The sequence below is a fragment of the Bradyrhizobium sp. USDA 4501 genome, from assembly GCF_054062115.1.
This window is the reverse complement of record NZ_JBSSEX010000001.1, coordinates 7,254,659-7,280,708: the sequence shown is the minus strand read 5'-3', so window position 1 is coordinate 7,280,708 and position 26,050 is coordinate 7,254,659. Positions and strand designations below refer to the sequence as shown.

Annotated in this window: 25 protein-coding genes and 1 pseudogene; 5 read left to right on the top strand and 21 right to left on the bottom strand. The window is 62.2% G+C overall.

Going from position 1 to position 26,050, the window contains the following annotated elements:
• Nucleotides 1-157: 157 nt before the first annotated feature.
• Nucleotides 158-377 (top strand): annotated as a pseudogene (locus ACVWZM_RS33615) (hypothetical protein); the annotation flags it as partial.
• Here the strand turns inward: ACVWZM_RS33615 and ACVWZM_RS33610 are convergent.
• From ACVWZM_RS33610 to ACVWZM_RS33595, 4 genes are all read right to left on the bottom strand, one after another.
• Nucleotides 341-478, bottom strand: coding sequence for a hypothetical protein (locus tag ACVWZM_RS33610; RefSeq protein ID WP_246786700.1), 138 nt, complete (start codon nt 476-478; stop codon nt 341-343). The pseudogene ACVWZM_RS33615 and the gene ACVWZM_RS33610 sit on opposite strands and share 37 nt — an antisense overlap.
• A gap of 81 nt (nt 479-559) precedes the next feature.
• Nucleotides 560-799, bottom strand: a complete 240-nt coding sequence (locus ACVWZM_RS33605) for a hypothetical protein (protein ID WP_141342254.1) — start codon at nt 797-799, stop codon at nt 560-562.
• 45 nt (nt 800-844) lie between these two features.
• A complete protein-coding gene (locus ACVWZM_RS33600; protein ID WP_456855653.1) occupies nt 845-1,441 on the bottom strand; it encodes a relaxase/mobilization nuclease domain-containing protein in 597 nt (198 codons plus the stop codon).
• 346 nt (nt 1,442-1,787) lie between these two features.
• On the bottom strand, nt 1,788-5,009 hold the full coding sequence (locus ACVWZM_RS33595; RefSeq protein WP_253625962.1) for an adenylate/guanylate cyclase domain-containing protein: 3,222 nt from the start codon (nt 5,007-5,009) through the stop codon (nt 1,788-1,790).
• A 681-nt stretch (nt 5,010-5,690) separates the two neighbouring features.
• On the opposite strand from ACVWZM_RS33595, the gene ACVWZM_RS33590 reads away from it, so the two are divergent.
• A complete protein-coding gene (locus tag ACVWZM_RS33590; RefSeq protein ID WP_456855652.1) occupies nt 5,691-6,566 on the top strand; it encodes a tyrosine-type recombinase/integrase in 876 nt (291 codons plus the stop codon).
• 716 nt (nt 6,567-7,282) lie between these two features.
• Here the strand turns inward: ACVWZM_RS33590 and ACVWZM_RS33585 are convergent.
• Both ACVWZM_RS33585 and ACVWZM_RS33580 read right to left on the bottom strand, forming a co-directional pair.
• On the bottom strand, nt 7,283-7,489 hold the full coding sequence (locus tag ACVWZM_RS33585) for a hypothetical protein (protein ID WP_141342846.1): 207 nt from the start codon (nt 7,487-7,489) through the stop codon (nt 7,283-7,285).
• A gap of 438 nt (nt 7,490-7,927) precedes the next feature.
• Nucleotides 7,928-8,131, bottom strand: coding sequence for a hypothetical protein (locus ACVWZM_RS33580; protein WP_076834276.1), 204 nt, complete (start codon nt 8,129-8,131; stop codon nt 7,928-7,930).
• A gap of 843 nt (nt 8,132-8,974) precedes the next feature.
• On the opposite strand from ACVWZM_RS33580, the gene ACVWZM_RS33575 reads away from it, so the two are divergent.
• Nucleotides 8,975-10,069, top strand: a complete 1,095-nt coding sequence (locus tag ACVWZM_RS33575) for an amidohydrolase family protein (RefSeq protein WP_076834033.1) — start codon at nt 8,975-8,977, stop codon at nt 10,067-10,069.
• A 61-nt stretch (nt 10,070-10,130) separates the two neighbouring features.
• Here the strand turns inward: ACVWZM_RS33575 and ACVWZM_RS33570 are convergent, their stop codons facing one another.
• Together ACVWZM_RS33570 and ACVWZM_RS33565 are read right to left on the bottom strand one after the other, a co-directional pair.
• Entirely contained in the window at nt 10,131-10,400 is a 270-nt protein-coding gene (locus ACVWZM_RS33570) for a hypothetical protein (RefSeq protein WP_141342844.1), read from the bottom strand.
• Between the two features lie 132 nt (nt 10,401-10,532).
• Nucleotides 10,533-11,204, bottom strand: a complete 672-nt coding sequence (locus ACVWZM_RS33565) for a Crp/Fnr family transcriptional regulator (protein WP_233442927.1) — start codon at nt 11,202-11,204, stop codon at nt 10,533-10,535.
• Between ACVWZM_RS33565 and ACVWZM_RS33560 the strand changes: the two genes are divergently transcribed.
• Nucleotides 11,194-11,346, top strand: coding sequence for a hypothetical protein (locus ACVWZM_RS33560; protein ID WP_456855651.1), 153 nt, complete (start codon nt 11,194-11,196; stop codon nt 11,344-11,346). The genes ACVWZM_RS33565 and ACVWZM_RS33560 overlap by 11 nt on opposite strands.
• A gap of 215 nt (nt 11,347-11,561) precedes the next feature.
• Here ACVWZM_RS33560 and ACVWZM_RS33555 read toward each other — a convergent pair whose 3' ends face one another.
• From ACVWZM_RS33555 to ACVWZM_RS33535, 5 genes are read right to left on the bottom strand one after another with little or no spacing between them, the layout of a single operon-like run.
• The gene (locus ACVWZM_RS33555) at nt 11,562-12,398 is read right to left on the bottom strand and encodes a phosphodiesterase (RefSeq protein ID WP_456855650.1); all 837 of its coding nucleotides are present in this window, start codon (nt 12,396-12,398) and stop codon (nt 11,562-11,564) included.
• Between the two features lie 3 nt (nt 12,399-12,401).
• On the bottom strand, nt 12,402-13,466 hold the full coding sequence (locus ACVWZM_RS33550) for an ABC transporter ATP-binding protein (protein WP_456855649.1): 1,065 nt from the start codon (nt 13,464-13,466) through the stop codon (nt 12,402-12,404).
• On the bottom strand, nt 13,463-14,248 hold the full coding sequence (locus ACVWZM_RS33545; protein WP_028336858.1) for an ABC transporter permease: 786 nt from the start codon (nt 14,246-14,248) through the stop codon (nt 13,463-13,465). The genes ACVWZM_RS33550 and ACVWZM_RS33545 overlap by 4 nt, the downstream gene beginning before the upstream one ends.
• A gap of 4 nt (nt 14,249-14,252) precedes the next feature.
• Nucleotides 14,253-15,068 carry an ABC transporter permease gene (locus ACVWZM_RS33540; protein ID WP_076834043.1) on the bottom strand — a complete coding sequence of 272 codons (816 nt, stop codon included), beginning with the start codon at nt 15,066-15,068 and terminating at the stop codon, nt 14,253-14,255.
• Between the two features lie 38 nt (nt 15,069-15,106).
• Complete coding sequence (locus ACVWZM_RS33535; RefSeq protein WP_069275426.1) at nt 15,107-16,114, bottom strand: ABC transporter substrate-binding protein; 1,008 nt, start codon at nt 16,112-16,114, stop codon at nt 15,107-15,109.
• Between the two features lie 330 nt (nt 16,115-16,444).
• Between ACVWZM_RS33535 and ACVWZM_RS33530 the strand changes: the two genes are divergently transcribed.
• Nucleotides 16,445-17,458: a zinc-dependent alcohol dehydrogenase gene (locus ACVWZM_RS33530; protein ID WP_456855648.1), complete on the top strand. Its 1,014-nt coding sequence runs from the start codon at nt 16,445-16,447 to the stop codon at nt 17,456-17,458.
• 36 nt (nt 17,459-17,494) lie between these two features.
• Here the strand turns inward: ACVWZM_RS33530 and ACVWZM_RS33525 are convergent, their stop codons facing one another.
• The 8 genes from ACVWZM_RS33525 to ACVWZM_RS33490 form a co-directional block, all read right to left on the bottom strand.
• A complete protein-coding gene (locus tag ACVWZM_RS33525) occupies nt 17,495-18,199 on the bottom strand; it encodes an ABC transporter ATP-binding protein (protein ID WP_456855647.1) in 705 nt (234 codons plus the stop codon).
• Nucleotides 18,200-18,202: 3 nt separating this feature from the next.
• Nucleotides 18,203-18,973: an ABC transporter ATP-binding protein gene (locus tag ACVWZM_RS33520; RefSeq protein WP_456792558.1), complete on the bottom strand. Its 771-nt coding sequence runs from the start codon at nt 18,971-18,973 to the stop codon at nt 18,203-18,205.
• Entirely contained in the window at nt 18,970-19,956 is a 987-nt protein-coding gene (locus tag ACVWZM_RS33515; RefSeq protein ID WP_283070044.1) for a branched-chain amino acid ABC transporter permease, read from the bottom strand. Before ACVWZM_RS33515 ends, ACVWZM_RS33520 begins: the two co-directional genes overlap by 4 nt.
• 9 nt (nt 19,957-19,965) lie before the next feature.
• A complete protein-coding gene (locus ACVWZM_RS33510; protein ID WP_076834052.1) occupies nt 19,966-20,850 on the bottom strand; it encodes a branched-chain amino acid ABC transporter permease in 885 nt (294 codons plus the stop codon).
• Between the two features lie 52 nt (nt 20,851-20,902).
• Complete coding sequence (locus tag ACVWZM_RS33505; RefSeq protein ID WP_141342837.1) at nt 20,903-22,156, bottom strand: ABC transporter substrate-binding protein; 1,254 nt, start codon at nt 22,154-22,156, stop codon at nt 20,903-20,905.
• Nucleotides 22,157-22,224: 68 nt separating this feature from the next.
• Nucleotides 22,225-24,615: a xanthine dehydrogenase family protein molybdopterin-binding subunit gene (locus ACVWZM_RS33500; protein WP_456855646.1), complete on the bottom strand. Its 2,391-nt coding sequence runs from the start codon at nt 24,613-24,615 to the stop codon at nt 22,225-22,227.
• Nucleotides 24,612-25,097, bottom strand: coding sequence for a (2Fe-2S)-binding protein (locus ACVWZM_RS33495; protein WP_456855645.1), 486 nt, complete (start codon nt 25,095-25,097; stop codon nt 24,612-24,614). Before ACVWZM_RS33495 ends, ACVWZM_RS33500 begins: the two co-directional genes overlap by 4 nt.
• Entirely contained in the window at nt 25,094-25,975 is an 882-nt protein-coding gene (locus ACVWZM_RS33490; RefSeq protein ID WP_456855644.1) for an FAD binding domain-containing protein, read from the bottom strand. Before ACVWZM_RS33490 ends, ACVWZM_RS33495 begins: the two co-directional genes overlap by 4 nt.
• Nucleotides 25,976-26,050 lie beyond the last annotated feature (75 nt).

Below are 26,050 nucleotides of genomic sequence, written 5' to 3'. Positions count from 1 at the left end.
CTGGCAATGACGGCAACCCCGTAGCCTCGCCGCATCACTGCCGACATCATGACGCGTCCACTTCTTCACAGCCACGACACGCTATAGCCGTGCCCTGTTCCGCGCCTCAACTCATTGATAATTTGCGTGGCCACCCTCGGCCTGCTCTCTAGTCAGGATGGGCTCGAAATCTCGGGAGTACATGTTCGGAGCAACGGTCAGGCACCTAGCCGAGCGCGCCAAGGAAGCCCGGCTCGAGGCCGACACCGTCGCCTGCCGCGTGGAATGCCCGCATGCTCGCCTTCCAGGGGCCGGCCCAGCCATCCCCTGCCCTCGGTGATGCGCTCAACGCCGGCTACCGCTACCTTGAGGTCAAATGCCTTGGCTGCGGGACGAATACGTCATCGAAAATGACGACACCGACTGACTGACCGTACTTGGCCGAAAACTTGGCCGATGCCTCACCGGGGCGCCCGACCGGCCGGGCGATAATTGTCACGCCTGGCGCGTCGCACGGGACGACACAGCATTTACTGCTGGACTGTCCAAACGGATCCAGCGAGGCGCGATGCCGCCGCGGCTAACGCTCCGGCGCGCCCCGGCCCGGCTCGGGCTGTTCCGTTTCCTTTTCCTTGGCCAGCCGCTTTTCGTGGCCGAGATAGACCCTGTCGCGCAACGTCAGCGGCCGGTCATTCGGCATCGCCTCAAGAAACCGCGTGACGTTTTCCGACAGCGCCCGGTCGCGCGCATCAGGACTGTTGGCCAGCGCCCGCGCCACCGTCGCATAGGCGGTCCGCACCCCCTGATGCTTCGCACGCATCTTCTGCTCCCAGGGGTGCTCGTCCCGCCCTGGATTCTGTTTCCGTTAGTCATAATCCTGTCTGAGCTCGCGGATCATGTCGTGCCGCACCCGCGCCTCCCCGCGCTGCTCCATGCGTGGCATTGCCGTCGCATAGTCGCGCATCCCGACCCCGCGCGCGTAGCGCGGTGTGGCCTCGGCATCGATCCCGCGGTGCCGCAGGCATGCCGCAAACTTCTCCCGGTACTCGTGCAGCTGTGACTTTCGCGGGTTGAATGTCTTCCCTTCCCGGTCTCGGCCGCGCACCGTGACATGGGCATGCGGATGCGCCGTGTCGTCGTGGAAGCACACCACGATATCGACCCGCGGCCGCAATTCCTTGTCGACAAAATCGGTCGCCGCATCCCTGAACTTTTCCCGGTCACTTCCCTTCGGTAGCGACAGCACCATGTTGACCGACATCGGCGCCTTTCGCAGGCTCTTGTTCTGCGCCGTCACCTCCGCGGTATCGGCCCAGTCCGCGTGCAGCTCTCCGACCGCTTCCTTCCCTTTCATCGGCCCGTAATCGGATTGCATCTCCACCTTGCCATTGCGGGTGATGTAATCCAAATGTGCCCTCAGATGTCCGGCATCCTTGGTCCGCCCCGACACCTTCACAACCACCTCGGGCGCCTAGCGAACCAGCCGCTCCAGCCGCGTCTTCGAGGCCGGCGATAACCCCGAGGCGTGGCCCGCCGCTGCCGCCCGACCCGGCGCGATGAGGACTTGGTCGATGCATCGGTAGCAAAGCGGCTCCTCCAGGCCATCATCGACAATCTGCCGGAGCCAGTTCCCGGGGGGAGGCCGGTTCACACGATCGGCATTCCGGCGGCACGATCCGGTTGCGGGGATTGCCGCAATTTGTCTGGGCGCGGGGCGGCGCCTATACGTTCCTGCCGAGCCTCTCGGCGATCCGCTTTTTGGGATCGCAGATGATGTGAGTCGACCACAGGCCGGGGGTCATTCGGCACTAGTTCAACACTCTCACCAGGTCATCAGCCTCGCGCAGATCGCGGGACGTTTCCGCGGATGCAAATTTCGCCCGGATCGATATCAGCAGGTCTCGTGCTTCGGCGCGTCCGGATGCGCTCTCGCCGGCGCTGACCAAGCGCGCGATGCTGATCGCCGTGCGCAATTCCCAACCGACCGCCCCGAGCTTCCTGGCAGAGGCAAGCGAGCGTTTGAACAAGCGCATGGCAGCCCGGTCGTCTCGCGATGGTTCCCGACACAGCAGCGAGCCGTGAATCCGATAAATCTCGGGAGCCGCCCAGCGCTCGCCGGTTTTCTTCATCAGGGACTCAGCCGAAGCAGCGAAACTTCGAGCCCTTTCCATCTGCCCGATCCGTCCGAATTCTGTGGCGAGCAGAATTCGATAGAGTGGCATCTGAATGCACCGGTTCTCGGCGGGTAGTCTGCCGAGCAAGCCGCATAATTGTTCGAGCACTTCCGGCGCGGGGCCTCGTGCCGCCAACGCAGCGGTGGCCCACAATGGGCCGATGACCCGGTACATCGGATAGCCATACTCGTCAGCGACCTTCAGACCGCGCTTGACGCTGGCGAGGTTGGCCGCGAGATCGCCCTCATACCAGTGGTCGGCGACGCCAAGAATGGAGGCAAAAGCTTGCATGAACGGATGTCCGATCTCGTTCGCGAGCTGGCGCGCCGTCACACAGCACTCTCTGGCCCGCCCCGGGCGGCCCAACAACCATTCGATGTGTCCGGAATAGACGAGCGATACGATCAATGGATCATGCTGATAGATCTGGACCAGCTTGCCGTGCTCACGCGGATCGTAGCGAGCGCTGACCAGAGCCGCGAGCTCACTTGCCTGCTCCAAACGACCAAGAAAGAAATTGGCGATTACGGCAGCGGTGTAGGCCATGAGGGCAGCCTCGTCGTCGCGCCACTCTTCTGCCCGCCGGACGAAATCGTGCGCGTTTTCGAGGCCTTTGGTGAGCTCGCAGTTGACCAGCTTGGCTATGGTACTTCCCCACAGCACCGTCGCCTTCTCGCGAATGGTGCCATGGCTCGCGCAAAGCTTGAGTGCACGACTGTAGGGGCCATAGACGTTGGGATCGGACCACCCGGCATTGGCTGTGTACGCCATCGCCAAATTGGATTGCAGCGCGATTTCAGCCTCGAAGCGCCGCGGTGACGCCGGCATCTTGGGTATCAGCGAGAGACCTTCGCGAAGATGAGCCACGGCTTCCTTGGTGGCAGAGCTGCGGAGCGCGGATTTGCCCGCCTGAAGCCAGGCCTCGATCGCTTCCGGAATGTTGCCTGCGCGTGCATAATGATAGCCTAACACCGCCGGCTGGCTGCTTTCTCCAATGGCGGCTTCCTGCAGCAGCCACGATGCGACGCGCGCATGGAGCTCACGCCTTTCCTCCTTGAGCAATGAGGAGTAGGCGACTTCCTGTATCATCGCGTGCTTGAACGTGAAGACCTTACCTTGAGACTCTTCGCTACGATACACAATCCCGGCTGTCTCGAGCGCCCGCAACGCGAGTTTCAGCGTTTGGCCCTTGCCTGGAAGCACGCTGAAAATGCCATCATAGTTGAAGCGCCTTCCGAAAACAGAGGCGATCTGGGCGACGCGCTTGGCAGGACCGAGACGATCAAGACGCTCCATCAGTGAATCGTGAATGCTTGCCGGCACCAGGGTCTCCGGCAACTTCCCGCTCGGCGCAGGGCTCTCGGCCGGCCGCGGGATCGCGCCAGCATCGACGATGGCGCGTGTGAACTCCTCGACAAAGAGTGGCACCCCGTCGGTTCTTTCCACGATCTGGCTGGCAATCCTGCGCGGCACCAGATCGCTGCCCGCCACGGCCACGACCATCTGCTCGCATTCATGCACTGCCAGCTTTTGCAGAGCAATCCGCCGAATTTCCGGCCCTGTCAGCCAGTCGGCCCTGTAATCATCGCGATGCGTGATCAGGACCATGATCCGCTCGCCGGGACAGCGTGCGATCACGCGCACCAGCAGTTCGATGGTGGTTGGGTCCATCCACTGGACGTCCTCGACGATTCCGAGGATCGGCTGCTTGCGCGAGGCTGCGAGAAGAGCATCGACGAACATCTGCAAGGCACGCTCGCGCTCCGCGGGAGATCCGAGATCCGCGGGTTCGTATCCCGGGCATGCGGGTATTGATAGGACTGCTCCGTAGTAACGAAGCGCCTGCTCGACATCAGTGACGGCTCTTGCCAAAAGCGAGCGCAATTTTGCCAATGCGAGTTGAGCGTCGTCGGTGTCCTGGATGCCGGTCGCACGTGTGAGCCGCTCGATTTCCGGGGCAAGCGGTGTGTTGACGTGGAATGGTGAGCATTGCAGCGATAGAACATCACGCGGAGACGCATCAAGGGAACTGCGAAACTGGCGGATCAAACGTGACTTGCCGATGCCGGGTTCACCGGAAATCACACCGACCTGTCCCGAGCCGGCGAGGCTCTTCTGCCACATCTCGGCAAGCAACGTACTTTCGCCGGTTCGGGCTATCATCGGGGCGAGAGGCGACCTCCGCGCTCGGTCGAACCTGCTCTCGCTGGACGCAAGCGCCTCTGCGCGCCAGGCTTCGACAGGCTCCTCGACGCCCTTGAGTGGTCGTCTGCCAAGCGGCACGTAGCTGAACGTTCCGCGAGTCAGCTCGTAAGTGCTTGAGCCAACCACGACGCCGTTCTCGCTGGCGAGCCCCTGCAGACGGGCAGCGACATGTGCCGAACTACCGAACACTTCCCGCCGATCGGGCGGCTCGCCGGGCACGCTGCCGACGACGACGACCCCGGTATTGACCCCGACGCGCACGCCGAGGCGGACAAAACTGCCATCCGACAGCAGAAAGTTGTGATCCTTGATCGCCGCGGCGACCGCCAGCGAAGCGCGGACCGCGCGCTCAGGGTCATTTTCGTGGGCTTGCGGGACGCCAAAATACGCCAGCAATCCGTCGCCAATCATTCTGGCGATATGACCGCCGTAGCGGCGAATCTGCTCGTCGCAGATATCGCGGTAAGTTCTGATAACCGCGAAGAACTCCTCGGGATCGATCCGCTCGCTCAGGGGTGTCGAGCCGACGATGTCGATAAATACCACGGTGAGCTGCCGGCGTTCGGCATGCAGAGCTTCATTCTCGACATTCGGCGGCGCCTGCGTCCGCTGAAGTCCGCCCGAACGATCGGGCTTCGGCTGGCTGCTCATGACCCACCGTGTTCAGTTTCCGCCGTGCCGGGAGGCAAGGTCGACGGCAAGCCGCGTCAGGTTGACGCTGCCGAGCGGCCTGTGCTCGGGCAAACAGTTCCATGGATTGAACACCATGTTCCCGCGGCCGTACAGCGCATTCTGCGTCAAGCCCTGCCCTGGAGCGGCAGGTGTCTCAGGCGCACTAGCCACTCTAGAGGACGGGGCCACCACCGCGAAGCGCCCTCGACGTCATCCGACGTGGCGGCGTGCTGTACCCGTATGGAGAAATCGAACACGACGTCATCGCCCCCTTGATGCGTACGCGAGTCCAGAACCCTCACAAGCGCTTTCTGGAGAAAGCTTTTCGATGGGCTAAAACGCAAACGTCCACCATCTGGTGTCCTCAATTTGACCACCGGAAGGACAGACCAAATAGCGCGCGACCTTGCGTTCGCCGATCTTCGGCTTCGGGTCACGAACGTCGCCCTCTGCAATAGACGGTGGCTTGTCGATTTCCGCTATACCCCGTTGGCGACCGAAGTCGTGTGGCGGCGCAATATGTCGCGAAGGCACAAGGGACTAAACCGCTCGCGCGGTAGGACGCCGCGGCTGGCGGCAGGGCCAAGACGATAGCGCAACGGGGCGTCCTGTCTTGAGATCGAGGGGTTCGACAACCTCACTCAAGACAGGAGCATCCCCATGACCGACGAGGCAATGAGCCCGTTGCGCCGGCGCATGATCGAAGACATGACGATCCGCAAGTTGGCCCCGAAGACCCAACATGACTACGTGCAAAGGGTCAAGAACTTCGCCGCATTTCTCGGGCGATCACCGGATACGGCGACCTTCGAGGACGTGCGCCGCTATCAGCTACATCTGACGGCAAGCGGCGTTGGCGCGCCGACCATCAACCAGACCGTCTCGACGCTGCGGTTCTTCTTTCGGGTCACACTCAAGCGCCACGAGATCGTCGAGCATACCCATGTCATTCACGAGCCGCGCAAGCTGCCGGTGGTACTGAGCGTGGAGGAAGTGGCACGGCTGCTCGATGCCGCACCGGGGCTCAAATACAAGGCGGCGCTGAGCGCGGCCTACGGTGCCGGGCTGCGTGCCAACGAGGTCGTCTCGCTCAAGGTCTCCGATATCGACAGCAAGCGGATGATCATCCGCGTCGAGCAGGGCAAGGGCGGCAAGGACCGCAATGTCATGCTGTCGCCCAGCCTGCTCGCGCTGCTACGGGCCTGGTGGAAGATGGCTCGGCCGCAAGGCTGGCTGTTCCCTGGCCGTGACCCGGCCCAGCCAATGACCACACGCCAGCTCAACCGTGCCTGCCACGCCGCCGCCCAGATGGCGGAGATCAACAAGCGCGTCTCGCTGCACACCTTGCGGCACAGCTTCGCCACCCACCTGCTTGAGCAGAACATCGACGTCCGCGTCATCCAGGTGCTGCTCGGCCACGCCAAGCTCGACACCACCGCGCTCTATACCCGCGTCGCCACCAAGACGATCAGCGAGGTCATGAGCCCGCTGGAGCATGTCGGCGAAACTCGTTCCGCCTACTATGCCCTCTGCTGACTTCTGCACTGCGGTCAGATCGCCTTAGGACGACCTCAGTCTCGTTGCCGAGACGCAGCGCAGATCTCCCGAGGTAAGATCGACCGCCTTCGCCGCACGCCCGCCGGATTTACCACCCCGGCCCTTGATGACCGTGGACTTCGCGATCACGTGCTCGCTCGTCCGGCCGGGTAGGCCTCGTTATCCGGTTTTTGTCCATCGGGCCGCGGCTTTGCTCCACGCTTCCTTCAGACCCCACCTCGCGATGACGCCCTTGCGCTTCGCTAATCCTTCACCGTCATCAGGCTGGATAGAGGACTTCCACCTCCAAGCTGCCGGTCATGCTCGGCACACACAGAATAGCGCCCCGTAGGGCGCCTCGTACCTCACGTATTGAGGGCCACTCAGTACACCGATGCAGTCAGCATTGGCATGACGCCGAATGATGCCTGCCACACCCAATAGACGGGCCTGCATTCACTTTCAAACTTCTGATGATGTGCGTCTAAACAAGCCCCCGCTCCACCGCCATGCGCCGCGCACCAACTTCAAGGTAGAGCCGCGCCGCACTGATCGACGTATCGCGGTCTGGCCCGTCCAATAACCGACAGAAGTGCGCTCTGCGCCATTCTTTAATGCGACGCAGCCGGCGCCGCATATGCGCCGGTCGTTCGGCGGCGATGTCTTAAGGTGGGCCGTCATTCCCTGCTCCCAGAGCGGCACACCATATCTCGGGATCAACGATTCAGCTTGCCGTATTTTTCTGCAACGGCATACATCGCTTCGTAGTTTTCGCGTCGCAACTCGCCAGAGTAAGCAAAGCCATTTCTTGTCGCAATGTTCTGCAGCGTCCGATAGTAGCTAGGCAAGTTCGTGTTGACCGCCTCCACGATGCGAGGGACGAGAGTCATATCCCTAGATTGTCGGTCAACCTGATCGGCCAACTGCCGGGTCGGGTGGCAGTCTTGATCGAATCAGTCTCCGCCGGGTCGCTCGCCAAAATGGGAACTTCCGGGGACACGGCGGGAGACTTTCGGCCGTCTGGGCTCGGAAGCAGTAAACGCCGAGATGACGGAGACCGACGCGATCCGTAGAAGTCAGCCATTTTGGGCCTATTCTCATGCATTTTCAGGCACTTGCCTGATAGCGGGAGGGATCGAACCTCCGAATGGCGGAATCAAAAATCCGCTGCGGTCAACGCCGTTCGTCAAACGATAAGAAGTCGCACGGCGAACGTACCGTCGTCTTCAAGACGGCACCGGTCTATTTGCGTCGGTAACACCACCATTAGACTTGCAGGCGCCTCCGATTGGATTCCCGCCCTCGGACCTCAGGGGGGAATTTGATAGCCACCTTAGTCTAGTGACATCTTCTGAAGATAATCAGTTTTTGGTCTGATTCTGACTCTGAAGAATATGCATTTCTGCTCGCGCCAAGTGCCGACGAAGTGCGGCAATTGCCTGAAGGCTCACCTCGAAGGCGACGGGGCCCATCTCCTTAGTCTCCAGTCGAATGGCAGCATGTCCGTCGGAACGCAACATCGTCTCCGAACCAGTCACATTCAGGATCACCAGGTTTCGGTCCATTTTCCCTCCCATCGAACCCGTCTTCTCACGAGGACGTTTCCTTGTTGCTTAGACGAGGCAGTGCTCGCGTCTGGTCGGCTTCGGCGTAAGCAGACCCTATTTCGGCCTCGCTTCTTTCATTTTAGCATGAAATCGCCGTTCCGTTCCGCCAACGGAGCACGCGGCTCCGCCGCACACCGCTGGATCGCGTCGGCTCTTGAGGAAATCCCGCTATCGTTACCAGGAGATTCGTCTTGATTGGCCGGGCATTTTCACAGCGTTGGCAGCTAGCAAATGCGGTGAAAGCGCAAGGTTAGTGGATGATGAACAAGCGGATGGCGACGGACGGCGATCTGTCGCGGTTTCAGTCCGACGGGGAACAGACGATTTTGGGGGTGGCGCCAGAAAACCTTTGATGTCCCACATCAGCGCGAAATCGCGAGAGGGCTGAGTGGCCTTTGGTCCAGAAGGCGAGATTGCTGGCGGCGCCAATCCGCTCGAAAAGCGCTCGCGAAAGTGGCGATAGTGATCAATGCCGTCACTTGCATGCTGAACGGTGCGGTGCGGTCGTGATATTGGCATTTGTCGTGTTCGCGACCTGATCAAAGTCGATCGAGGGTGACGCATTGCCGATCTGACTGAATGCTATCCATTACACGGCGACTTGCCGCAAACAGCGCGATGGCACGCGCAGGCGTATCGCAGACGAAGTGCCGAAATGGCGCGACATCATCGCAAAGGCGGAGACCAAGCCGGTCTGAGCAGATCAACATTGCGCGACACGCACAGCGTGTGATCTTGCGAGCACTAGCCAGCATCCCTACGCTCCCCCTCCATAACATAACAACCAGGGAGGCGATCGTCATGACTACAAGGCGGGATTTCCTGAAAGCGGGAGCAAATGCGGCGGCAGGCATCGTGTTCTGCGGCTGCGGGCTCGTCCACAACGCAAATGCGCAGCAACCGCGCCAGCAGTTGCCGGTCACGGTCAACGGCAAACGTGTCAAGACGATCGACATTCACGCGCATTGCCATTTCCGCGAGGCGGGCGCGCTGCTCGGCGCGGACGCCGGAAAATATCAATTGCCGCCGGTCAACGGCGCCAGCGAGGCCTTCATCGAGATCGACAAGCGACTGGCTGCAATGGACGCGCAGGCCATCGACATGGAGGTGCTTTCGATCAATCCGTTCTGGTACGACCGCGACCGCGATCTGGCCGGAAAGATCGTGAAAATCCAGAATGAAAAGCTCGCCGAACTCTGTGCCTCGAAGCCCGACCGGTTCGCGGCGTTCGCCTCGCTGACGCTGCAGGCACCGGACCTTGCGGTGCAGGAGCTGGAAACGGCGGTGAAAAAGCAGGGGCTGAAGGGCGCTGCGATCGGCGGTGTCGTCGACGGCGCCGAATTCTCAAATCCGAAGTTTCATCCGGTATGGGCCAAGGCCGAGGAACTCGGCGTTCCCTTGTTCATCCATCCGCAGGGCGTGCCCGAGCTCAACAAGCGGCTCTCCGGCAATGGGTGGCTTGGCAACACGATCGGCAATCCGCTCGAGACCACGATCGCACTCTCCCATTTGATCTTCGAGGGCACGCTCGATCGCTTCCCGGGGCTGAAAATCATCGCCGCACATGGCGGCGGTTATCTCGGCTCGTACGCCGACCGCTCGGACCATGCCTGTCTGGTTGGACCCAAGGGATGCAATCCGGAGATCAAGCTCCAGAAGGCGCCGGCGGAGTATCTGAAGCAGATATATTTCGACTCTCTGATCTTCACGCCGGAGGCGATCCGGCACCTCGCCGCCCAGGTCGGCGCCGGCCAGATCGTGCTGGGAAGCGACTATCCCTATCCATGGCAACTGGCGCCGGTCGACCACATCTTCGCCTCGTCGTCGCTGAGCGACGATGACAAGGCCAATATTCTCGGGCGGACCGCAGCAAAGCTGCTTGGAGTAGCCGCGTGAGGACGGCTTGCTGTTGAACAAGCGCCTGTCGTCGCGCCTTGCGCGACGACGGCATCAACGATCAGTAGGCCTTCACCGTCCGGATCTCGCTGCCCGGCCGCACCGTGGGTGCCACCTGCGCGATATTGGGTATCGGATCAGTGTAGACGGTGTCGGTTCCGACGAACTCCGCTTGCGCCGCGTCCGATATCCATCTGACCGCAGCCGGGTGACTGACCAGCATCCCGATCAGCGCAACGATGACGAGCAGCGGCAGCGCGACAAGCTTGATGCTGAAGCTCTGGTAATTGTGCTGTGGGTTCTGCCGCCGCTTGTCGAAAGAGCTCTGCATGGATTCCTCCATATTGTGCTCCCCTGACGCGTCACTTACCGCAGCGCACGCAAGGCCGATGTGAATGGCTTCACAGGCCTTGTTCAGCTCACCGTTTCGTGAAATGCGCGACCGACCGGGCAGCCGGCGCGACTACTCGCCGTCGTTCGCCCCGGCGTCGACCAGCTCCTGGAGGGTCTCGCGCTTCAACACGACGATCGCGCCATGCTCGAGCCTGACCCAACCGCGTATTGCCCACGCCCGGAGCTGCTTGTTGATGCTCTCGCGCGTCATCCCGACCATCTCGCTGATCTCCTGCTGGGTGATCGAGATGGTGCGTCCCTGCGGCTTGTGCTTGTCGCTCAGTCGCAGCAGCGCGCTGGCCAGACGGCCGGGCAGGTTCTGCAGGATGACCTGCTCGACCTGATCGCTGGTCCGGCGCAGTCTTTCGCAAAGCAGCTCGATGAACTTCATCGCAAGCGTCGGCTGGCTGCGCACGAACGGAATGAACTCGCGCCGGTCAATGACGAACAGCTCGCAATTGGTGTTGGCGGTGGCATCGGCCGTCCGCGACAAGCCGTCGAGCAGCGCGATCTCGCCGAAGATCTCTCCGGCCTCGATCAGGTTCAAAATCGCGTTGCGACCATCCGGCGACGAGATGCTGATCTTGACCGTGCCCGAGATCACCGCAATCAGGCTGGTGCCCGGATCGCCCTTGGAAAAGATCGTCGTGCCCCGCTTCAGCGTGGTGTGCTTGGCGTAGCGGCAGAGCTGATCGAATGCTTCGGGCTCGAGATCGGCGAAATAGGGATGCTTGCGCAACACCGACAGCTTGTTGTTCGAAAACAACGGCGCGCCGGAAGTTCGTTCTATGGGCGGCGCTCCGGTCATCGTGATCCAGACTGATTGTGTTGCGTTCAATCGGCCCGCCCGCACAGCGGACGCCGACAAAGCCATCGATCAATGAAAGCAGACAGAAGTATAGCCCCCCCGGGGGCCTACAGCAACAAAGGGACCGAGCCGGCGCATTGGGAGGCATCCAAGGTACAATTTGGAATAAATCTGCGTCGATGCAACGCTCAATTGCAGGCGACGGGCTGCCCTTGATCCGACATACCCGACCGATCCGCGACAATCTCGCCTGGCAAGATCCCGTCGGTGCGAGGGGTCAACGCGGCCAGCTCACAGCAGCTTGCCGTCCGGCCCAAAGAACGGATGCGGCCCGTCAAACTGACCGATCGGGACCTGGTGCGTGACCAACTGTCCAAAATCCGGACCGGGAAACCACGTGTGCAAATGAAATGCCGGCGGTTCCACCTTGAACGACGGTTCGCGGAGCTGTCCGAGGTCCAGGTCAACCGCATGGTTCGGCGCGGGGCACAATGTCGCGGGAATCCCGGCGAAGGAGGTCAGCATGGCACGATGGACGTGCCCGCAGCCGATCAAACGCACCCGCGGATGGCGCCTGACGATTGCTGCCAGTTCTGCGGCATTGAAAAGGTCCTGACGGTCCATGTGCCAGATGCCGCCCTTGAACGGCGGGTGATGCAGGAAAAGCAGCGCGGGCCGGTCTGCTGCCGCCAGTGTCGCGTCCAGCCATTGCAGCGTCGACGGCTCGAGCATGCCATGAGGCTTCCCGGCAACGCTTGAATCAAGCAGCAGCAGATCGAGGCCATTCACCTCGATCTCCTGGTCGAGCGGGCCTGTCGCGTGAACATAGGGTGCGGCAGGAAACGCGGCGCGCATCCACGCACGCGAGTCGTGATTGCCGGGAATTCCGGCAAACGGAACGCGCAACGGCGCGAGCAGTCGTTTGAGATGGTCGTATTCCTCGACCGACGGCGTATCGACAAGGTCGCCCGAGATGACGACGAAATCGGGCGCCGGCTCGAATCCATTGATCGCCGCCACGCAGCGTTCAAGCGCCTTCGCGGTATCGACCCGGCCATAGGCCAAGGCTCCCGGCGGCTTGATGTGGAGGTCGGAAATCTGGGCGATGAGGACCGGTTTCGACGGCATCGATCAATCTCGTGGTTCGGAGGGAAGCAGACGGACAGCGTCGGGCGCAATCGAAAGCCCGACACGATCGCCGATCCTGGCTTGAATCGTGTTGGGAGCGTCGACATTGAGCGGCTTGCCCGATGCATCACGCACGACGAGCCGCTGCCGGTCGCCGATGAAGCTGACGGAATCGACGAGTCCCGAGAGCAAACCCTCGCCCGCCTCCGTCACGCGAATGGTTTCGGGGCGGATCATGACGGTCGCGTTCGCGGTCGTAGCTGCACCCTCGATCGGCAGTCGCCCGCCGGGCAGGATCAATGCCCCGTTCTCGACCGGAGCCTCTACAATGTTCGCCGCTCCGATGAACTCCGCCACAAACCGGTCCTTCGGCGCGAAGTAGACCTCGCGGGGCGTACCGATCTGGGCGATTGCGCCTTTCCGCATCACGACAATCCGGTCGCCCAATTCCATGGCTTCGGACTGATCGTGGGTGACATAGATCGTCGTGATCCCAAGCGCTCGCAACAGCCGGTTGAGCTCGCTGCGCAGCCGGTCCCGCAACGCGGCGTCGAGCGCGGTCAAGGGCTCGTCGAGCAGCAAGATGCCGGGCCGGATCGCGACGGCGCGCGCCAGTGCGACGCGCTGACGCTGGCCGCCCGAAAGCTGGTCGATGCGGCGATTCTCCAATCCCGTGATGTTCGTCAGAGCAACCAGCTCGGCGACGCGTGCGGCACGCTCGCCCCTGGCAACACCGCGGATCTTCAGCCCGTAGGCGATATTGTCCGCCACCGTCATGTTGGGGAACAGGGCGTAGGACTGGAACACCATCCCGACATTGCGCCGCTCGATCGGGACCGAGGTCATGTCCTTGCCGTCGAACAGGACCTTGCCGCCGACATCCGGCAGCTCAAGGCCTGCGATGATGCGCAGCATCGTGGTCTTGCCGCAGCCGGACGGCCCAAGCAGCACCAGCGTCTCGCCACGCGCAATGTCGAGGGTCGCGGGATCGAGCGCGCGCGTGCCGTCGGCAAAGGTCTTGCCGCACGCCTCGATCCGCACCGCTGCGCCATGCCCGGCCGTGCTCATCGCTTGTGATCCCTGTCGGCCAGCAGCTGCATTGCGACCAGCAGCGGAATGATCATCACGAAGAAGATCAACGTATAGGCCGACGCCACTTCGAGCCGCATCGAGGCGTAGCTGTCGGCGAGCCCGATCGGCAGTGTCTTCGTCAACGGCGTATGCAGCATCCAGGTCAGGTTGAATTCACCGAGCGACAGCGTGACCACCATCAATGCGCCGGCGAGAATTCCCGGCAGTGCGTTCGGCACGATGACGTCGCGGAAGCGTCGCCATGGCGATGCCCCGAGCGAGGCCGCCCCCTCATCCAGCGTCTTGATGTCCACGGTCGCGAACACCGCCATCACCGACCGCACCATGAACGGCATGGTGAAGATCACGTGTCCAACCAGGATGAATAGCCAGGAACGGCGAAAGTCGCCGAAGCTGCCATAGGCGAGCAGCAGTGCGAGCGCTATCGCAAGCCCGGGGATCGCCAAGGGCAGCGTAATGATTTCCTCGACGATGCGCGCAAGCCGGCCTCCCCGCGCATGCAGCGCGTAGGCTGCGGGAACGCCGGCGAGCAGCGTGACGGCAAGGGTCGCGAATGCGATCACGAAGGAGAGCAGGATGGTGCCGGCATAGAGCTCCCAGACCTGCGCGACCCATTGCAGGGTCACGCCGGACTGGATACCCCGGAAGTAGTTCACGGTCACGCCGGCGGAGATCGACAACCCCGCGGGGACGACCAGGAAGGCGGCAACGAGCAGCGTGAAGATGAACTGGCCGGTGAAGATCAAGCGATCACGCATGCGTTCACCCGGCCGCCGCGACCGCGCTGCCGCTGAACGAGCGGGCGAGCGCGAGGATGAGCCAGGTGATCAGGCCAAGTCCCACCGACAGCGCGGCCGAGGTCGCGAAATTGGCGGCCAGCGTGAACTCGGTATAGATCAGCATCGGCAGCACATCGATATTCGTCGCCAGCGTAAACGCAGTCCCGAAGGCCCCCATCGCCGTCGCAAATGCGATCGCGCCGGACGCAACGAAGGCCGGCGCCAGCGCCGGCAGCACGACGTCACGCTGGACCGCCCAGGGGCTGGCGCCGAGCGAACGCGCGGCTTCTTCCAGACCGACATCGAGCTTTTGCACGGCCGCCATGATGGTCAGGATCACGCGCGGGATCGAGAAGTAGAGATAGCCGAGGAACAGCCCGTAGATCGAATAGGCGAAGACGAACTTCTCGCCGAAGATCCGGTTCGACAGATCGCCGATCAGCCCCTGCCGCCCCGCCAGCAGAATGATCATGAAGCCGACCACCACGCCGGGAAACGCCAGCGGAAAGGTCAGCATCGCGATCAGCACGGCCCGGCCTGGAAAGCGGTGCCGCTGCAGAAACATTCCGGCTATCGTCGCCACGATCAGCGTGACGACGGTCGTTGCCGCCGCCAGGAGCACGGTATTGATCAGCGTCGCGCGATAACGAGATTCGGTCAGGATGGCGAGATATCCGGCGAGCCCGTGCGGCCCTTCGGCGCCTGCGACAACCAGCCGTGCCATCGGCAGCAGGAAGAATGCCGTGGTCACGACCGCGAGCGGCAGCAGGCAGAGCCAAACGAAGGATTTTTGCGACATCGGAAGAATGGTGCCCCGGCGAAGGGCACCATATTGCCTCAGCGAACCTCGGCGAGATAGCGGTCGACGAAGGCTTTTTGCACGTTTTCCATCTCGCCCCAGTCGACGCTCTTGGCGCGGGCATAGTCGCTGTCGGGGAGGAATTTCCCCTTCACGGAAGCCGGCAGCTCGATCGGGCGGGCCGGACGCAGATAGGCATTGGTCCAGATCGCCTGCCCCTTGTCGGACAAGAGATAGTCCATCACCTTCTTGGCCTTCTCCTTGTCGGGCGCGTTCTTCACGAGACCAACGACATAGGGAAACACCACCGATCCCTCGCAGGGAATCACAAACTCGAAGTTGCCCTTCTCCGAATATTTCGCGCGATAGGCATTGAAGTCGTAGTCGAACAGGATCGGCATCTCACCGGAGACGACGCGGGCATACGACGTCTGCTTGGGTACGATCGGATCGTTCTTGCGCAGCTCCTTGAAGAAGCTGATCGCCGGATCGAAGTTGCCTGGCGAGCCGCCGAGCGCCAGATTGACGGCGACCGCGCCGACATAGCCGACCGCCGCCGACGACGGATCGAGATAGCCGACCATCCCCTTGTAGTCGGGCTTCAGGAGATCCTTCCAGCAGGCCGGCACCGGCTTGCCGCCAAGCGCATCCTTGTTCACGAACAGGCCGAGCGTGCCGGAGTGGATCGTGGTCCAGTAGCCATCCGCGTCCTTGAGGCCGGCCGGGACCTGATCCCAATGCGCCGGCTTGTAGGGCTCGAGCGCGTCCTGCGCCTTGGCCTTCATGCCGAAAGTCACGCCGAAATAGCCGATATCGCCGACCGGATTGCTCTTCTCGGCCAGGATCTGAGCCAGCGCCTGGCCGGAATTCTTGTTGTCGTGCGGGATATCGTAGTTGAGATCCGCCTTGATCGCCTTCAGCATCGAGGCCCAATCCGCCCATTCCGGCGGACAATTGTAGCAGATCACGTCCGCCGCCCTGGCGGATTGCCACGGCGCGATCAGCATCAGCGCCAGCAACGCAAGGACAAGGCGGACGGTCTTCATGGGAGGCTCCGGTCTGGGAGAGGATGCAAAGAGGATTTCAACATCAACCGGGCGACCAAGTATAGGCCGCGTATGAATGTTTTGCGACGCGCTTGCTGCCGTGCAGCAAATGCAACGGCTCCGATGCCGACCATCGGGTGCTCGCGGCAGCCACTGGTTTCGCGCTAGGCTGACGGCCGAAAGAGGAAGCCCATGTACCAGCCGCCCGGCGTCAACACATCGCCTGATCTGCCCGTTCCCGGCCTGATGCAGGCCTGGGTCCTGGGTGACCCCGGCCAGCTCCTGCTTTGCGAAAAGCCGACGCCGGTCCCCGCGCGTGCCGAGGTGCTGGTGCGCATCGATGCGGTTGCGATCTGCGCCACCGATCTCGAAATCATCCATGCCGGGTCGCCGGCAAGCATTCAGGGCGGCCTGCCCTTCAACAAGAACTTTACGCCGGGCCACGAATACATGGGCACGGTCGCCGCACTCGGGCCGGACGTTGACGAATTCAGGATCGGTGATCGGGTCAGCGTCGAAATCCATGCCGGTTGCGGCCAATGCAAACGCTGCCGCCAGGGCATGTACACATCCTGTCTCAACTATGGAAAGCCGGAGAAGGGCCACCGCGCCAACGGCTTTACGACCGACGGCGGATTCGCGGAGTACGCAGTCAACCACATCAATACGCTGGCGCGCGTACCGGATAGCATGAGCGATGCGGAGGCGACGCTCGTGGTGACCGCAGGCACGTCGATGTACGGCTTGACGGAATTGGGGGGATTGGTGGCGGGCGAGAGCGTCGTGGTGATCGGCCCGGGGCCGATCGGACTTCTCGCAGTTGCCGTGGCCAAGGCGCTTGGCGCAAGCCCGGTGATTCTGACCGGCACGCGCAACAAGCGGCTGGCGATCGGCCAGGAACTGGGGGCCGACCGCGTCATCAACATCAACGACGAAGACGCCGTTGAGGTCGTGAAGCAACTAACAGGGGGAATCGGCGCGGACTATGTCGTCGAATGTGCCGGCACCGAAGCGACACTCAACCAGGCCATTCACATGACCAATCGCGGCGGCAAGATTTGTCTGGCCGCCTTCCCGCACGAGGCCGCGACGCTGGATATCGCGCATCTCGTGCGAAACAACATCTATGCTTACGGGATCCGCGGCGAGGGCCGCAGCGCCACGCGCCGCGCCATGGAATTGATGGCAGCGAAGCGGTTCGACGCGACAAGGATCCACACGCATACGTTTCCGCTGGAAGACCTGCCGACGGCGCTCAGATATGCACGGGATCGCGTGGATGACGCGATCAAGGTCGTCGTCACCACCCGCAAGGTCGACGCGATCGCGCGCGCTGCGGAGTAAGGTCCGTTCGCGCCGGCGGGAGACCGGAGAGCCCGCTCACACCGAACAATATCGTTCCTTGATCTCGTCGTCGGCCAGCAGGGCCTGCGCCGACGCCTGGTGCACCACCGCCCCCTGATCAAGGACGTAGGCACGATCGGCGATGCCAAGCGCGAGCTCGACATTCTGCTCAACCAACAGCACCGTCGTTCCCTGCGCCTTCATACTGCGGAATAGCTCGAACATTTCGTCGACCAGGACCGGCATGATGCCCTCCGAAGGCTCATCCAGCATGATCAGGTCGGGCTTTGCGATCATCGCCCGCGCGATCGCCAGCATCTGCTGCTCGCCACCGGACATCGTGACCGCCTCCTGGTCCATGCGCTCGGCCAGCCGTGGGAATATCACCGCGATCTCGTCGATCAGCTCGGCTTCCCGCTTCTTCGCCGGCGACGCCACCAGCCCGAGCCGCAAATTTTCCCGGACCGACAATCCCTGCACAATCCGCCGCTCTTCGGGAACATAGGCAAGTCCCAGCGCGAAGCGCACATGCGGCGGCCGGCTCAGCAGCTCCTTGCCCTTGAAGGTGACCGAGCCGCGCGTTCGTCCCATCAACCCCATGATCGATTTCAGCGTCGTCGTCTTGCCGGCTCCATTGCGACCGATCAGGCAGACGATCTCGCCCTTGGTCACTTCGAGAGTTATGTCCTGCAGCGCGTGACTTGCGCCGTACCAGGCATTGAGCTTGCTGATCTGCAGCATTCGTCAATGCTCCCGCTGGCCGAGATAGACGCGCTTCACCGCCTCGTTCTGCCGGACCTCCTGCGGCGTTCCTTCGGCGAGAAGTTCTCCGTGATGCAGCACGAGGATGCGATCGCTGATCCCGAGCACCAGCTTCATCTTGTGCTCGACGAGGATGACCGTACGCTCCTTTGCGAGCTTCACGATCAGATCCATCATGGTCCGGGTCTCCTCCGGGCTCATGCCGGCCGTCGGCTCGTCCAGCAACAGCAACCGGGGTTGGCTGGCAAGCGCCATGCCGATCTCCAGCGCCCGCTGCTCGCCATGGGCCAGCGTCCTGGCGGCACGTTCGCGAGATTCCCACAATCCGACCAGCGCAAGCAGCTCGTCCGCCCGCTCGACCAGCTCGGTCAGGCGCGCGCGGGGACGCCAGATGTCGTATCTCGACACCAGCGCCTGCAGACCGACGCGGATGTTTTCACGGGTCGTGAGCTGCGGGAACACGCTGGTGATCTGAAAGGACTTTGCGATCCCCATATGCGCAAAGCGGTGCTGCGGCAGCCCGGTGACATCCTTGCCCTCGAATTCAACGCTGCCTTTGGTGGGCGCAAACGCGCCGCACAGCAAATTGAAATAGGTGCTCTTACCGGCCCCGTTCGGACCAATAATGGAGGTGATCGCTCCTCTGGAAAACTCCGCCGAGATATTGTTCAGCGCAACAAACTTCCCGAACGTCTTGCCGACGCCCCTGGTACGCAGAATGATTTCCCTGGTTTGGCCTTCCGCGGCGCTCATCGCCTGCCTCGCGCGATCAGTGTGCCCCAGATGCCGGCGGGGAAGAACAGCACGCATGCAATGAAAATGGCGCCAACGATCAGTTGCCAGTGAACCGTCCACACGGAGACCACGTTCTCCAGGACCAGGAAGACGGCGGCGCCGATCATCGGCCCGAAGAACGTTCCCATACCGCCCAGCAATGCGATCATCACAACCAGACCCGACGTCTCGTAGTGCAGGATCTCGATCGGAACGATCGACAGATGCAGCGCCTGCAAGGCTCCCGCGAGACCGCAGAAGCCGCCAGACAAAACGAAGGTCAGCAATCGGGTCTTGGTGACGTCATAGCCTGACGCGCGGGCGCGCATCTCATTCTCCCGCACGGCCTCAATGACGGCGCCAAATGGCGAGGCAAGAATGCGCGACATCACGAAAAAAGCGGCAATCACGAAAGCCGCGATGACATAGTAACGGATCATCGGATTGATGAAGTCGAGCCGCAAGCCGAACAGATCGATGGTGCGGACGTTGATGCCGCGGAGGCCGTTTTCGCCACCGGTCAGGTCAACCGCCTGATAGAACAGGTAGTAGACACATTGCGACAGCGCCATCGTTACCATCGCGAAGTAGATGCCGCGGGTCCTGATCGCGAGCACGCCAATCAACGATGCCATCAACAGGCCGCCGGCGATCCCGGCTGCGATGGCCGCATACCATGGCCAGCCAAAATGCACGATGGCGATGCCACACAGGTAGGCACCGGTTCCGAACAGCGCCGCGTGACCAAACGACAGCAGACCGAGATAACCAAACACGAGGTTGAAGCCGACAGCGTACAATCCATAGATCAGGATGTTCACCGCGAGAGCCGTGAACGGCATCACCAACGGGAAAATCAGAATCACCGCCGCCACAATGCTGGCGCGATGCCGCGTTGCGAATTCGTACCAACTGCCCGTCGCGGCACGAGGCTGTTTGATGGATTCGGTGGCTCCGGTCATCCTTGGCTCTCAGCTCATCAATCCGGCGCGGCCGAAGAAGCCTTGAGGACGGACGATCAGGACGATCGCCATCAGGGCGAAGATCGAAACCTTGGCCATCTCGGGCGCAAACAGCGACGTCATGCTGACCACCACACCGACGAGGAGGCCCGCCAGTACGGCGCCACCGATCGAACCCATGCCTCCTACGACCGTAACCACGAAAGCCTCGGCGAGAATCGTGCCGCCCATCTCGGGAATGACGCCTTGAAGCGGGGCAGCCAGCAGCCCGGCAAAGCCCGCAATCGCGGTGCCTATCCCGAACACGATCAACCAGACCCTGGAAACGTCGACCCCGAGGACGCGGACGATTTGCGGATCGCGCGCGCCGGCGCGGATAATGAGTCCGAAGCTGGTCTTCTCCAGAAACAGCCAGAGCGCCAACAAGACAACGGCCGTCGCGCCGATCACGAACAGGCGGTAAAGTGGAAAATATCCGACACCGATGTCGACAGCCCCCTGCAGAAGCTCAGGCGTGTCGAAGGGATAACCGGTCTTGCCGAAGGCAATGCGCACGCATTCGACCATGACGTAGCTCAGCCCGAAGGTCAGCAGCAGCGGATAATCGATGCCGCGGCCGTAAAGCGGCCGGATCAGCACGCGCTCGACGGCAAGGCCGAACAGCCCGATCAGAAGCGGTACCGCCAGCAAGCAGAGCCAGAAATTGCCGCCGATCGAAATCAGGTACAGCCCGACATAGGCGCCGACCATGTAGAACGCGCCATGGGCGAAGTTGACGACGGTCAACATCCCGAAGATCAGCGAGAGGCCGATCGCAAACAGCACGTAGATCGCGCCGAGCGCCAGCCCAGCGAATAGTTGCAGTGCAATCAGATCAAAGCTCAGGCCCGCCATTTGTCCCCCCCTCAGCACGCGCGCCGCCCCGCGGTGCGCGCCGGCGCATGGCTCAGCTCTTGTGGCCAAGCGTGTCGCAGCTACGCAGGTTCTTCTCGTTAGGCTCTTCGGTCGATAGAACCTCGAACACATCTGACTCGTTCTTCATGTCCTTGGACTTCGACTTGATCACGAGCACCGATTGCACCGATTGGTGATCGCATTTGCGATAGTATTGCGGCCCCTTGTAGTAGTCGTACTTCAAAGCCTCCAGTGCCGCGACGACCTTGTCGGTCTCCACGCTGCCCGCGCCCCTGACCGCCTCGAGCACCGTCCGAACACCGCCATAGCCGAGCGCACCGTAGTCGGTAGGCAACTTGCCGTCATACATCTTGCGGAACGCGTCGTTGAACGCCTTGGTCGAGGCGAACTTGTCCTCGATGCCCCAGAAGAACGAGCAGCCCCCGACGACGCCTTCGAATGCCTGGGGGCCCGCCGCAACGCGACTGGCATGCGACAGCAGCGGCGCGATGATCTGGATCGATTTCTTGATGCCGAAGTCGGTCGCCTGCTTCAGCGCGATCTGCTGATCGCGGCCGAAATTGCTGATGCATAGAATATCGGGCTTGAGCGCCTGGAGACGCGGCAGCAGGGTCGAGAAATCCGTCGTTCCAAGCGGATGTCGGATGTCACCGAGATTCTCGATGTTGAACTGCTTGCCGACCTCGAGAAAGCCGCGAACCATCTCGTGACCGTAAGCATAGTCCGCCGTGAGAAACGCCACCTTCTTGCCGAATTTGGTGAAGGCGTAGCGCCCAACCGCCCCTGACGTCATGTGCGGGTTCAGCGCTTCGTGGAACGTGTATTTGCTGAAATCTGCCGCCTCGTTGATGGCGTCGGACTGGCTGATCGAATTGAAGATGACGCCGCGTTCCTTGGTGACGTTGTTGATCGCGAGCTGAACCGCCGCGGATAGACTGCCGACGACGAAATTCACCTTCTCCTTCTCGACCAATTCCAGGGTCCGCGTCGCCGCCTCCCCCGGATTCAGCTTGTCGTCACGCACGACGAGCTCGGCCTTGCGGCCGTTGAGACCGCCGGCATCATTGAACTGGGTGACAGCAAGCTGACCCGCCCGCACCTGGTCCTGGGCCTCGGCGCCGTATGGACCGGTCAAAGGAACCGGGAAGCCGATCTTGATGGGCGCTTCCTGGGCCTGAAGCAGATTGATGCGAAAAGGCGAGACGGCGAGAACGGCGCCGGCGCTTGCCGTCGTCAGCAGACGACGCCGTGATATCGATCCAGCTTTGGTGACCTTCTTCGTCATGACTATTCCTCCCCAAGAACTGTCTGCGTTTTTGCTTATGGTATTATCGTTGCCCGGAACGTCTCCACTCAGATCCGTCCCAGGGCGGTCAGGATAACCTGAGGCGTGAGCGGAATCTCGGTAATTGTTGCGCCAAGCGGCCGGAGCGCGTCATTGACCGCGTTGGCAACCGCTGCTGCCGCGCCGGCCGTCCCCGCCTCCCCAGCCCCTTTGGCTCCCAGTTCCGATTCCTGCGTCGGAGACACCACGTGGCCGACCTCGATGTCGGGCATCTCGCCGGACATCGGGACCAGATAGTCCGCCATATTGGCATTGGTCAGCTGACCGCGTTCGTCGTAGATGCACTTCTCGAACAGCGCCGCGCCGAGCCCCTGCACGACCCCGCCCCGGATCTGCTCGTCGACCAGTTGCGGGTTGATGATGGTGCCGCAGTCTTCGACAACCCAATGCTTCAGCAGCTTGACGAACCCGGTCTCGGTATCGACCTCGAGCCATGAGGCCTGAACGCCGTTGGTGAACGCAAAGGGATATTGGCGCGGAACGAAATGCCGGGTCGCCATCAATTCGGGCTGGACACCGGGCGGCAGGGTGTCCGGTCGAAAATAGACGATCCGCGCAAGCTCGTTCAGTTCGATGCGAAGCGCGCCGTCGGCGGCGTTGACGATCGTGTTGTTGACGATATCGAGCCCGTCCGGCGTCGATTGCAGGATGGCCGCGGCGACGTTCAGGATGTTCTCTCGCAGGCCCTTGGCTGCCTGCAATGCAGCTTCGCCGCCGATGCCGGCACCGCGCGAGGCCCAGGTACCACCGCCATAGGGCGTGTGGTCGGTGTCGCCCAGGATGACGCGGACGCGTTCCATCGAAACGCCAAGCACGCTGCCGACGATCTGGGCCGTCAGCGATTCCGACCCTTGCCCCTGTTCGGTGATGCTGGTCTGGCAGATCACGGACCCTTGCGCGTCGAGCCGGACCGCAACGCCATCCTGCGATGAAATTTTCGCGCCGCCCACGCCATAGAAGGCAGCGCTGGGATTGGTCACCTCGATGAAGCTCGCGATTCCGATGCCTCGATGGACGTTTCTGGCGCGCAAGGCCGCTTGCTCAGCGCGCAACGCGTCGTAATCCATCATCTGAAGCAGCTTGGTCAACGAGGCGTGATGCGAGAGTTGCTCGAACTTCATGCCCGAGGGTGATGCACACGGATAGGCATCGTCGGCGATCAGATTGCGCCGCCGGATTTCGACGGGGTCCATGCCGATCCTCGCGGCCGCCAGATCGACCAGGCCTTCGGTGACCGAACAGGCGATCGGGTGTCCGACCGCCCGGTACTGGCACATTACGTTCTTGTTCTGGAAAACGACGCGCGCCCGCGCCCGATAGTTCGCCGTGACATAGGGCCCACCGACCAGGTTGACCACCTGATTGGCCTCGATGGCGCTGGTGCGCGGATACATCGAGTACGGGCCGATCCCCGTCAGGTCGTCGATCTCGAAGGCCGTAATCATACCGTCCGGCCTGACCCCGATCCGTCCCCTGCATCGATGATCGCGGGCGTGGATGTCCGTGTTGAAACTCTCGACGCGGTCCGCCACGAACTTGACTGGCCGACGCAGCAGCTTGGACAGCGCGTAGGTCGCCATTTCGTCGGCGTAGATATGGACCTTGATGCCGAACGAGCCGCCGACATCCTTGCAGACCACCCGGACCTGCGCTTCCCTTAACCCAAGATGCAGCGCCGCAATGTTCTGCACCATATGGGGCGCCTGCGTGCCCTGATAGATCGTGAGCCGTGCCTCGGCCGCATTCCAATCGGCAACGACGGCCCGCGGCTCAAGTGTCACGCCGGTGTGGCGCCCGAATACGAAGTCGGCCTCGACGAGTTCGGACCCCGACAATGCATGATCGACGTCGCCGGCGTCGAGCGTCCGCTCAAAGGCAAGATTGTCGCCGAGCGCAGCATGAATGACGGGAGCTGCCGGATCGAGCGCAGCACGCATGTCCGTGACCGCCTCGAGCTCCTCGTAGTCGACTGAAATCTGCTCCATGGCATCTTCAGCTGCAGCACGGCTGGTCGCCACAATCGCTGCAACGGCCTCGCCCTGCCAGCACACGCGGTCGACCGCGATCGCGTGTTGTGGCGCTGACTTCAGTCCCTTCAGGTGCGAGAGCACCCCGACCCACGGCGTGATGACCGCTTCAAGTTCACGACCCGTGACGATGGAAACGACACCGGGCATGCGCCTTGCCGCCTCGGCGTCGATCGCTGCGATTTTGGCGTGGGCATGTGGCGACCGTAGAAAAACCACATGCGCCATCCGCGGCAATTCGAGATCACTGACATATTGGCCCCGCCCCTGCAGCAACCTGTCGAGGTTCGGCCGCGGTACGGTCTTGCCGATGTAGGAATTCGGGCGATCAAGCACCGAAAGCGTGACTGCTGGCGCCCGCGTCACCGTCATGCGCCCCGTTCCGCGCGCGTCTTGGCTGTCGCCTCCACCGCATCCACGATGGCCTGATAGCCTGTGCAGCGGCAATAGTTGCCGGAAAGATGCTCGCGGATCGCTCGACGATCAGGCACGGACACCTGCTTCAGCAGGTCCTGCGCCGTGATCAGCATCCCAGGCGTGCAATAGCCACATTGCAATGCATTGCGTTCGCGAAATGCCGCCTGAAGATCGGCTATCTCACCGCTGTCAGACAGCCCCTCGATTGTCTCAACTGACGCGCCCTGCGCCTGGACCGTCAGCATCAGACAGGAGCGAACGATCTCGCCATCGAGCCGGACCGTGCAGGCGCCGCAAACGCCGTGCTCACACCCAACGTGGGTTCCGGTCAGCTTGAGATTTTCCCGGAGGAAATCAGCAAGATTGAGCCGCGGCAAGACGAAGGCGTCGATGGGTTCGCCATTGACCTGAAGCGAGACCGGTACCGGAGCGTTCACTTGCCGACTCCCGTTTCCAGTTCTGGCCGTGCCAGCAATGCTGCCACGCAGCGCCGGAGCAAGACCGTCGCGAGGTGTCGACGCATGGCCGCGGTCGCCTGCTGGTCCTCCTGTGGATCGAGTTCATCGGCCAGTGCGGCCGTCGCCTCTGCGAGCAAGGCGGGAGTTACCCTTGCATCGATCAGTTTGCCGGCGGCCGCCGCGAGCAATGGCCGGTCGCCAACAGCACAGAAGCCGAGGCGAAGAGCTGAAAACCTGCCGGCCGCAACGACAGCATGGGCGGCGAGCCCAACGACAGCGTAGTCGCCATGCCGCCGGGCATACTCCTGAAAGAAAAATGTCGAGCCTTGGCCTGCGACCGGCACCTCGACCGCGACAAGCAACTCGTCCGGCAGTAGCGCGGTCTCGTAGATTCCCCTGAAAAACTCCGTCGCAGTAATCCGGCGTTCGCCGGCCGAGCCCCGAACAACGATCGTGGCGTCAAGCGCCACAACACAGGCTGGCAACTCCGAGGCAGGATCGGCGTGAGCGAGGCTGCCGCCGATCGTTCCGCGATTGCGAATTGCGGGATGGGCAACGTGGGCAACGGCATCGCGCAACAGCCGCGCGTGCAGTGCAACCTCCGGCGATCTGAGCAGATCGACGTGCCGGGTCAGCGCGCCAATGACCAGCACGTCTCCCCTCACGGTGATGCCGCGCAACTCGGCGAGGCCGCCGATATCGACCAGGATGTCCGGAGACAGGAGCCGCAGGTTCATCGCCGGCATCAGGCTCTGACCACCCGACAGAACCTTCGCCTTGTCGCCGTGCATGGCGAGCAACTCCAGCGCGTTCACGACGCTGGTCGCGCGGGCGTAGGCGAAAGCCGCAGCTTTCATGTGGGCATGGCCTCCCGGGCCCAATTTTGGTTTGCCCGATTAGAGGGCCGCCCTCTTCAAAGGTCAAGCTTGTTT

What these genes read in the sequence shown, in the direction of transcription:
- ACVWZM_RS33605 (WP_141342254.1), bottom strand. Translation starts at nt 799, where the DNA reads ATGCGTGCGAAGCATCAGGGGGTGCGGACCGCCTATGCGACGGTGGCG.
- ACVWZM_RS33595 (WP_253625962.1), bottom strand. Translation starts at nt 5,009, where the DNA reads ATGAGCAGCCAGCCGAAGCCCGATCGTTCGGGCGGACTTCAGCGGACG.
- ACVWZM_RS33590 (WP_456855652.1), top strand. Translation starts at nt 5,691, where the DNA reads ATGACCGACGAGGCAATGAGCCCGTTGCGCCGGCGCATGATCGAAGAC.
- ACVWZM_RS33580 (WP_076834276.1), bottom strand. Translation starts at nt 8,131, where the DNA reads ATGGACCGAAACCTGGTGATCCTGAATGTGACTGGTTCGGAGACGATG.
- ACVWZM_RS33575 (WP_076834033.1), top strand. Translation starts at nt 8,975, where the DNA reads ATGACTACAAGGCGGGATTTCCTGAAAGCGGGAGCAAATGCGGCGGCA.
- ACVWZM_RS33570 (WP_141342844.1), bottom strand. Translation starts at nt 10,400, where the DNA reads ATGCAGAGCTCTTTCGACAAGCGGCGGCAGAACCCACAGCACAATTAC.
- ACVWZM_RS33555 (WP_456855650.1), bottom strand. Translation starts at nt 12,398, where the DNA reads ATGCCGTCGAAACCGGTCCTCATCGCCCAGATTTCCGACCTCCACATC.
- ACVWZM_RS33550 (WP_456855649.1), bottom strand. Translation starts at nt 13,466, where the DNA reads ATGAGCACGGCCGGGCATGGCGCAGCGGTGCGGATCGAGGCGTGCGGC.
- ACVWZM_RS33545 (WP_028336858.1), bottom strand. Translation starts at nt 14,248, where the DNA reads ATGCGTGATCGCTTGATCTTCACCGGCCAGTTCATCTTCACGCTGCTC.
- ACVWZM_RS33540 (WP_076834043.1), bottom strand. Translation starts at nt 15,068, where the DNA reads ATGTCGCAAAAATCCTTCGTTTGGCTCTGCCTGCTGCCGCTCGCGGTC.
- ACVWZM_RS33535 (WP_069275426.1), bottom strand. Translation starts at nt 16,114, where the DNA reads ATGAAGACCGTCCGCCTTGTCCTTGCGTTGCTGGCGCTGATGCTGATC.
- ACVWZM_RS33525 (WP_456855647.1), bottom strand. Translation starts at nt 18,199, where the DNA reads ATGCTGCAGATCAGCAAGCTCAATGCCTGGTACGGCGCAAGTCACGCG.
- ACVWZM_RS33520 (WP_456792558.1), bottom strand. Translation starts at nt 18,973, where the DNA reads ATGAGCGCCGCGGAAGGCCAAACCAGGGAAATCATTCTGCGTACCAGG.
- ACVWZM_RS33515 (WP_283070044.1), bottom strand. Translation starts at nt 19,956, where the DNA reads ATGACCGGAGCCACCGAATCCATCAAACAGCCTCGTGCCGCGACGGGC.
- ACVWZM_RS33510 (WP_076834052.1), bottom strand. Translation starts at nt 20,850, where the DNA reads ATGGCGGGCCTGAGCTTTGATCTGATTGCACTGCAACTATTCGCTGGG.
- ACVWZM_RS33505 (WP_141342837.1), bottom strand. Translation starts at nt 22,156, where the DNA reads ATGACGAAGAAGGTCACCAAAGCTGGATCGATATCACGGCGTCGTCTG.
- ACVWZM_RS33500 (WP_456855646.1), bottom strand. Translation starts at nt 24,615, where the DNA reads ATGACGGTGACGCGGGCGCCAGCAGTCACGCTTTCGGTGCTTGATCGC.
- ACVWZM_RS33490 (WP_456855644.1), bottom strand. Translation starts at nt 25,975, where the DNA reads ATGAAAGCTGCGGCTTTCGCCTACGCCCGCGCGACCAGCGTCGTGAAC.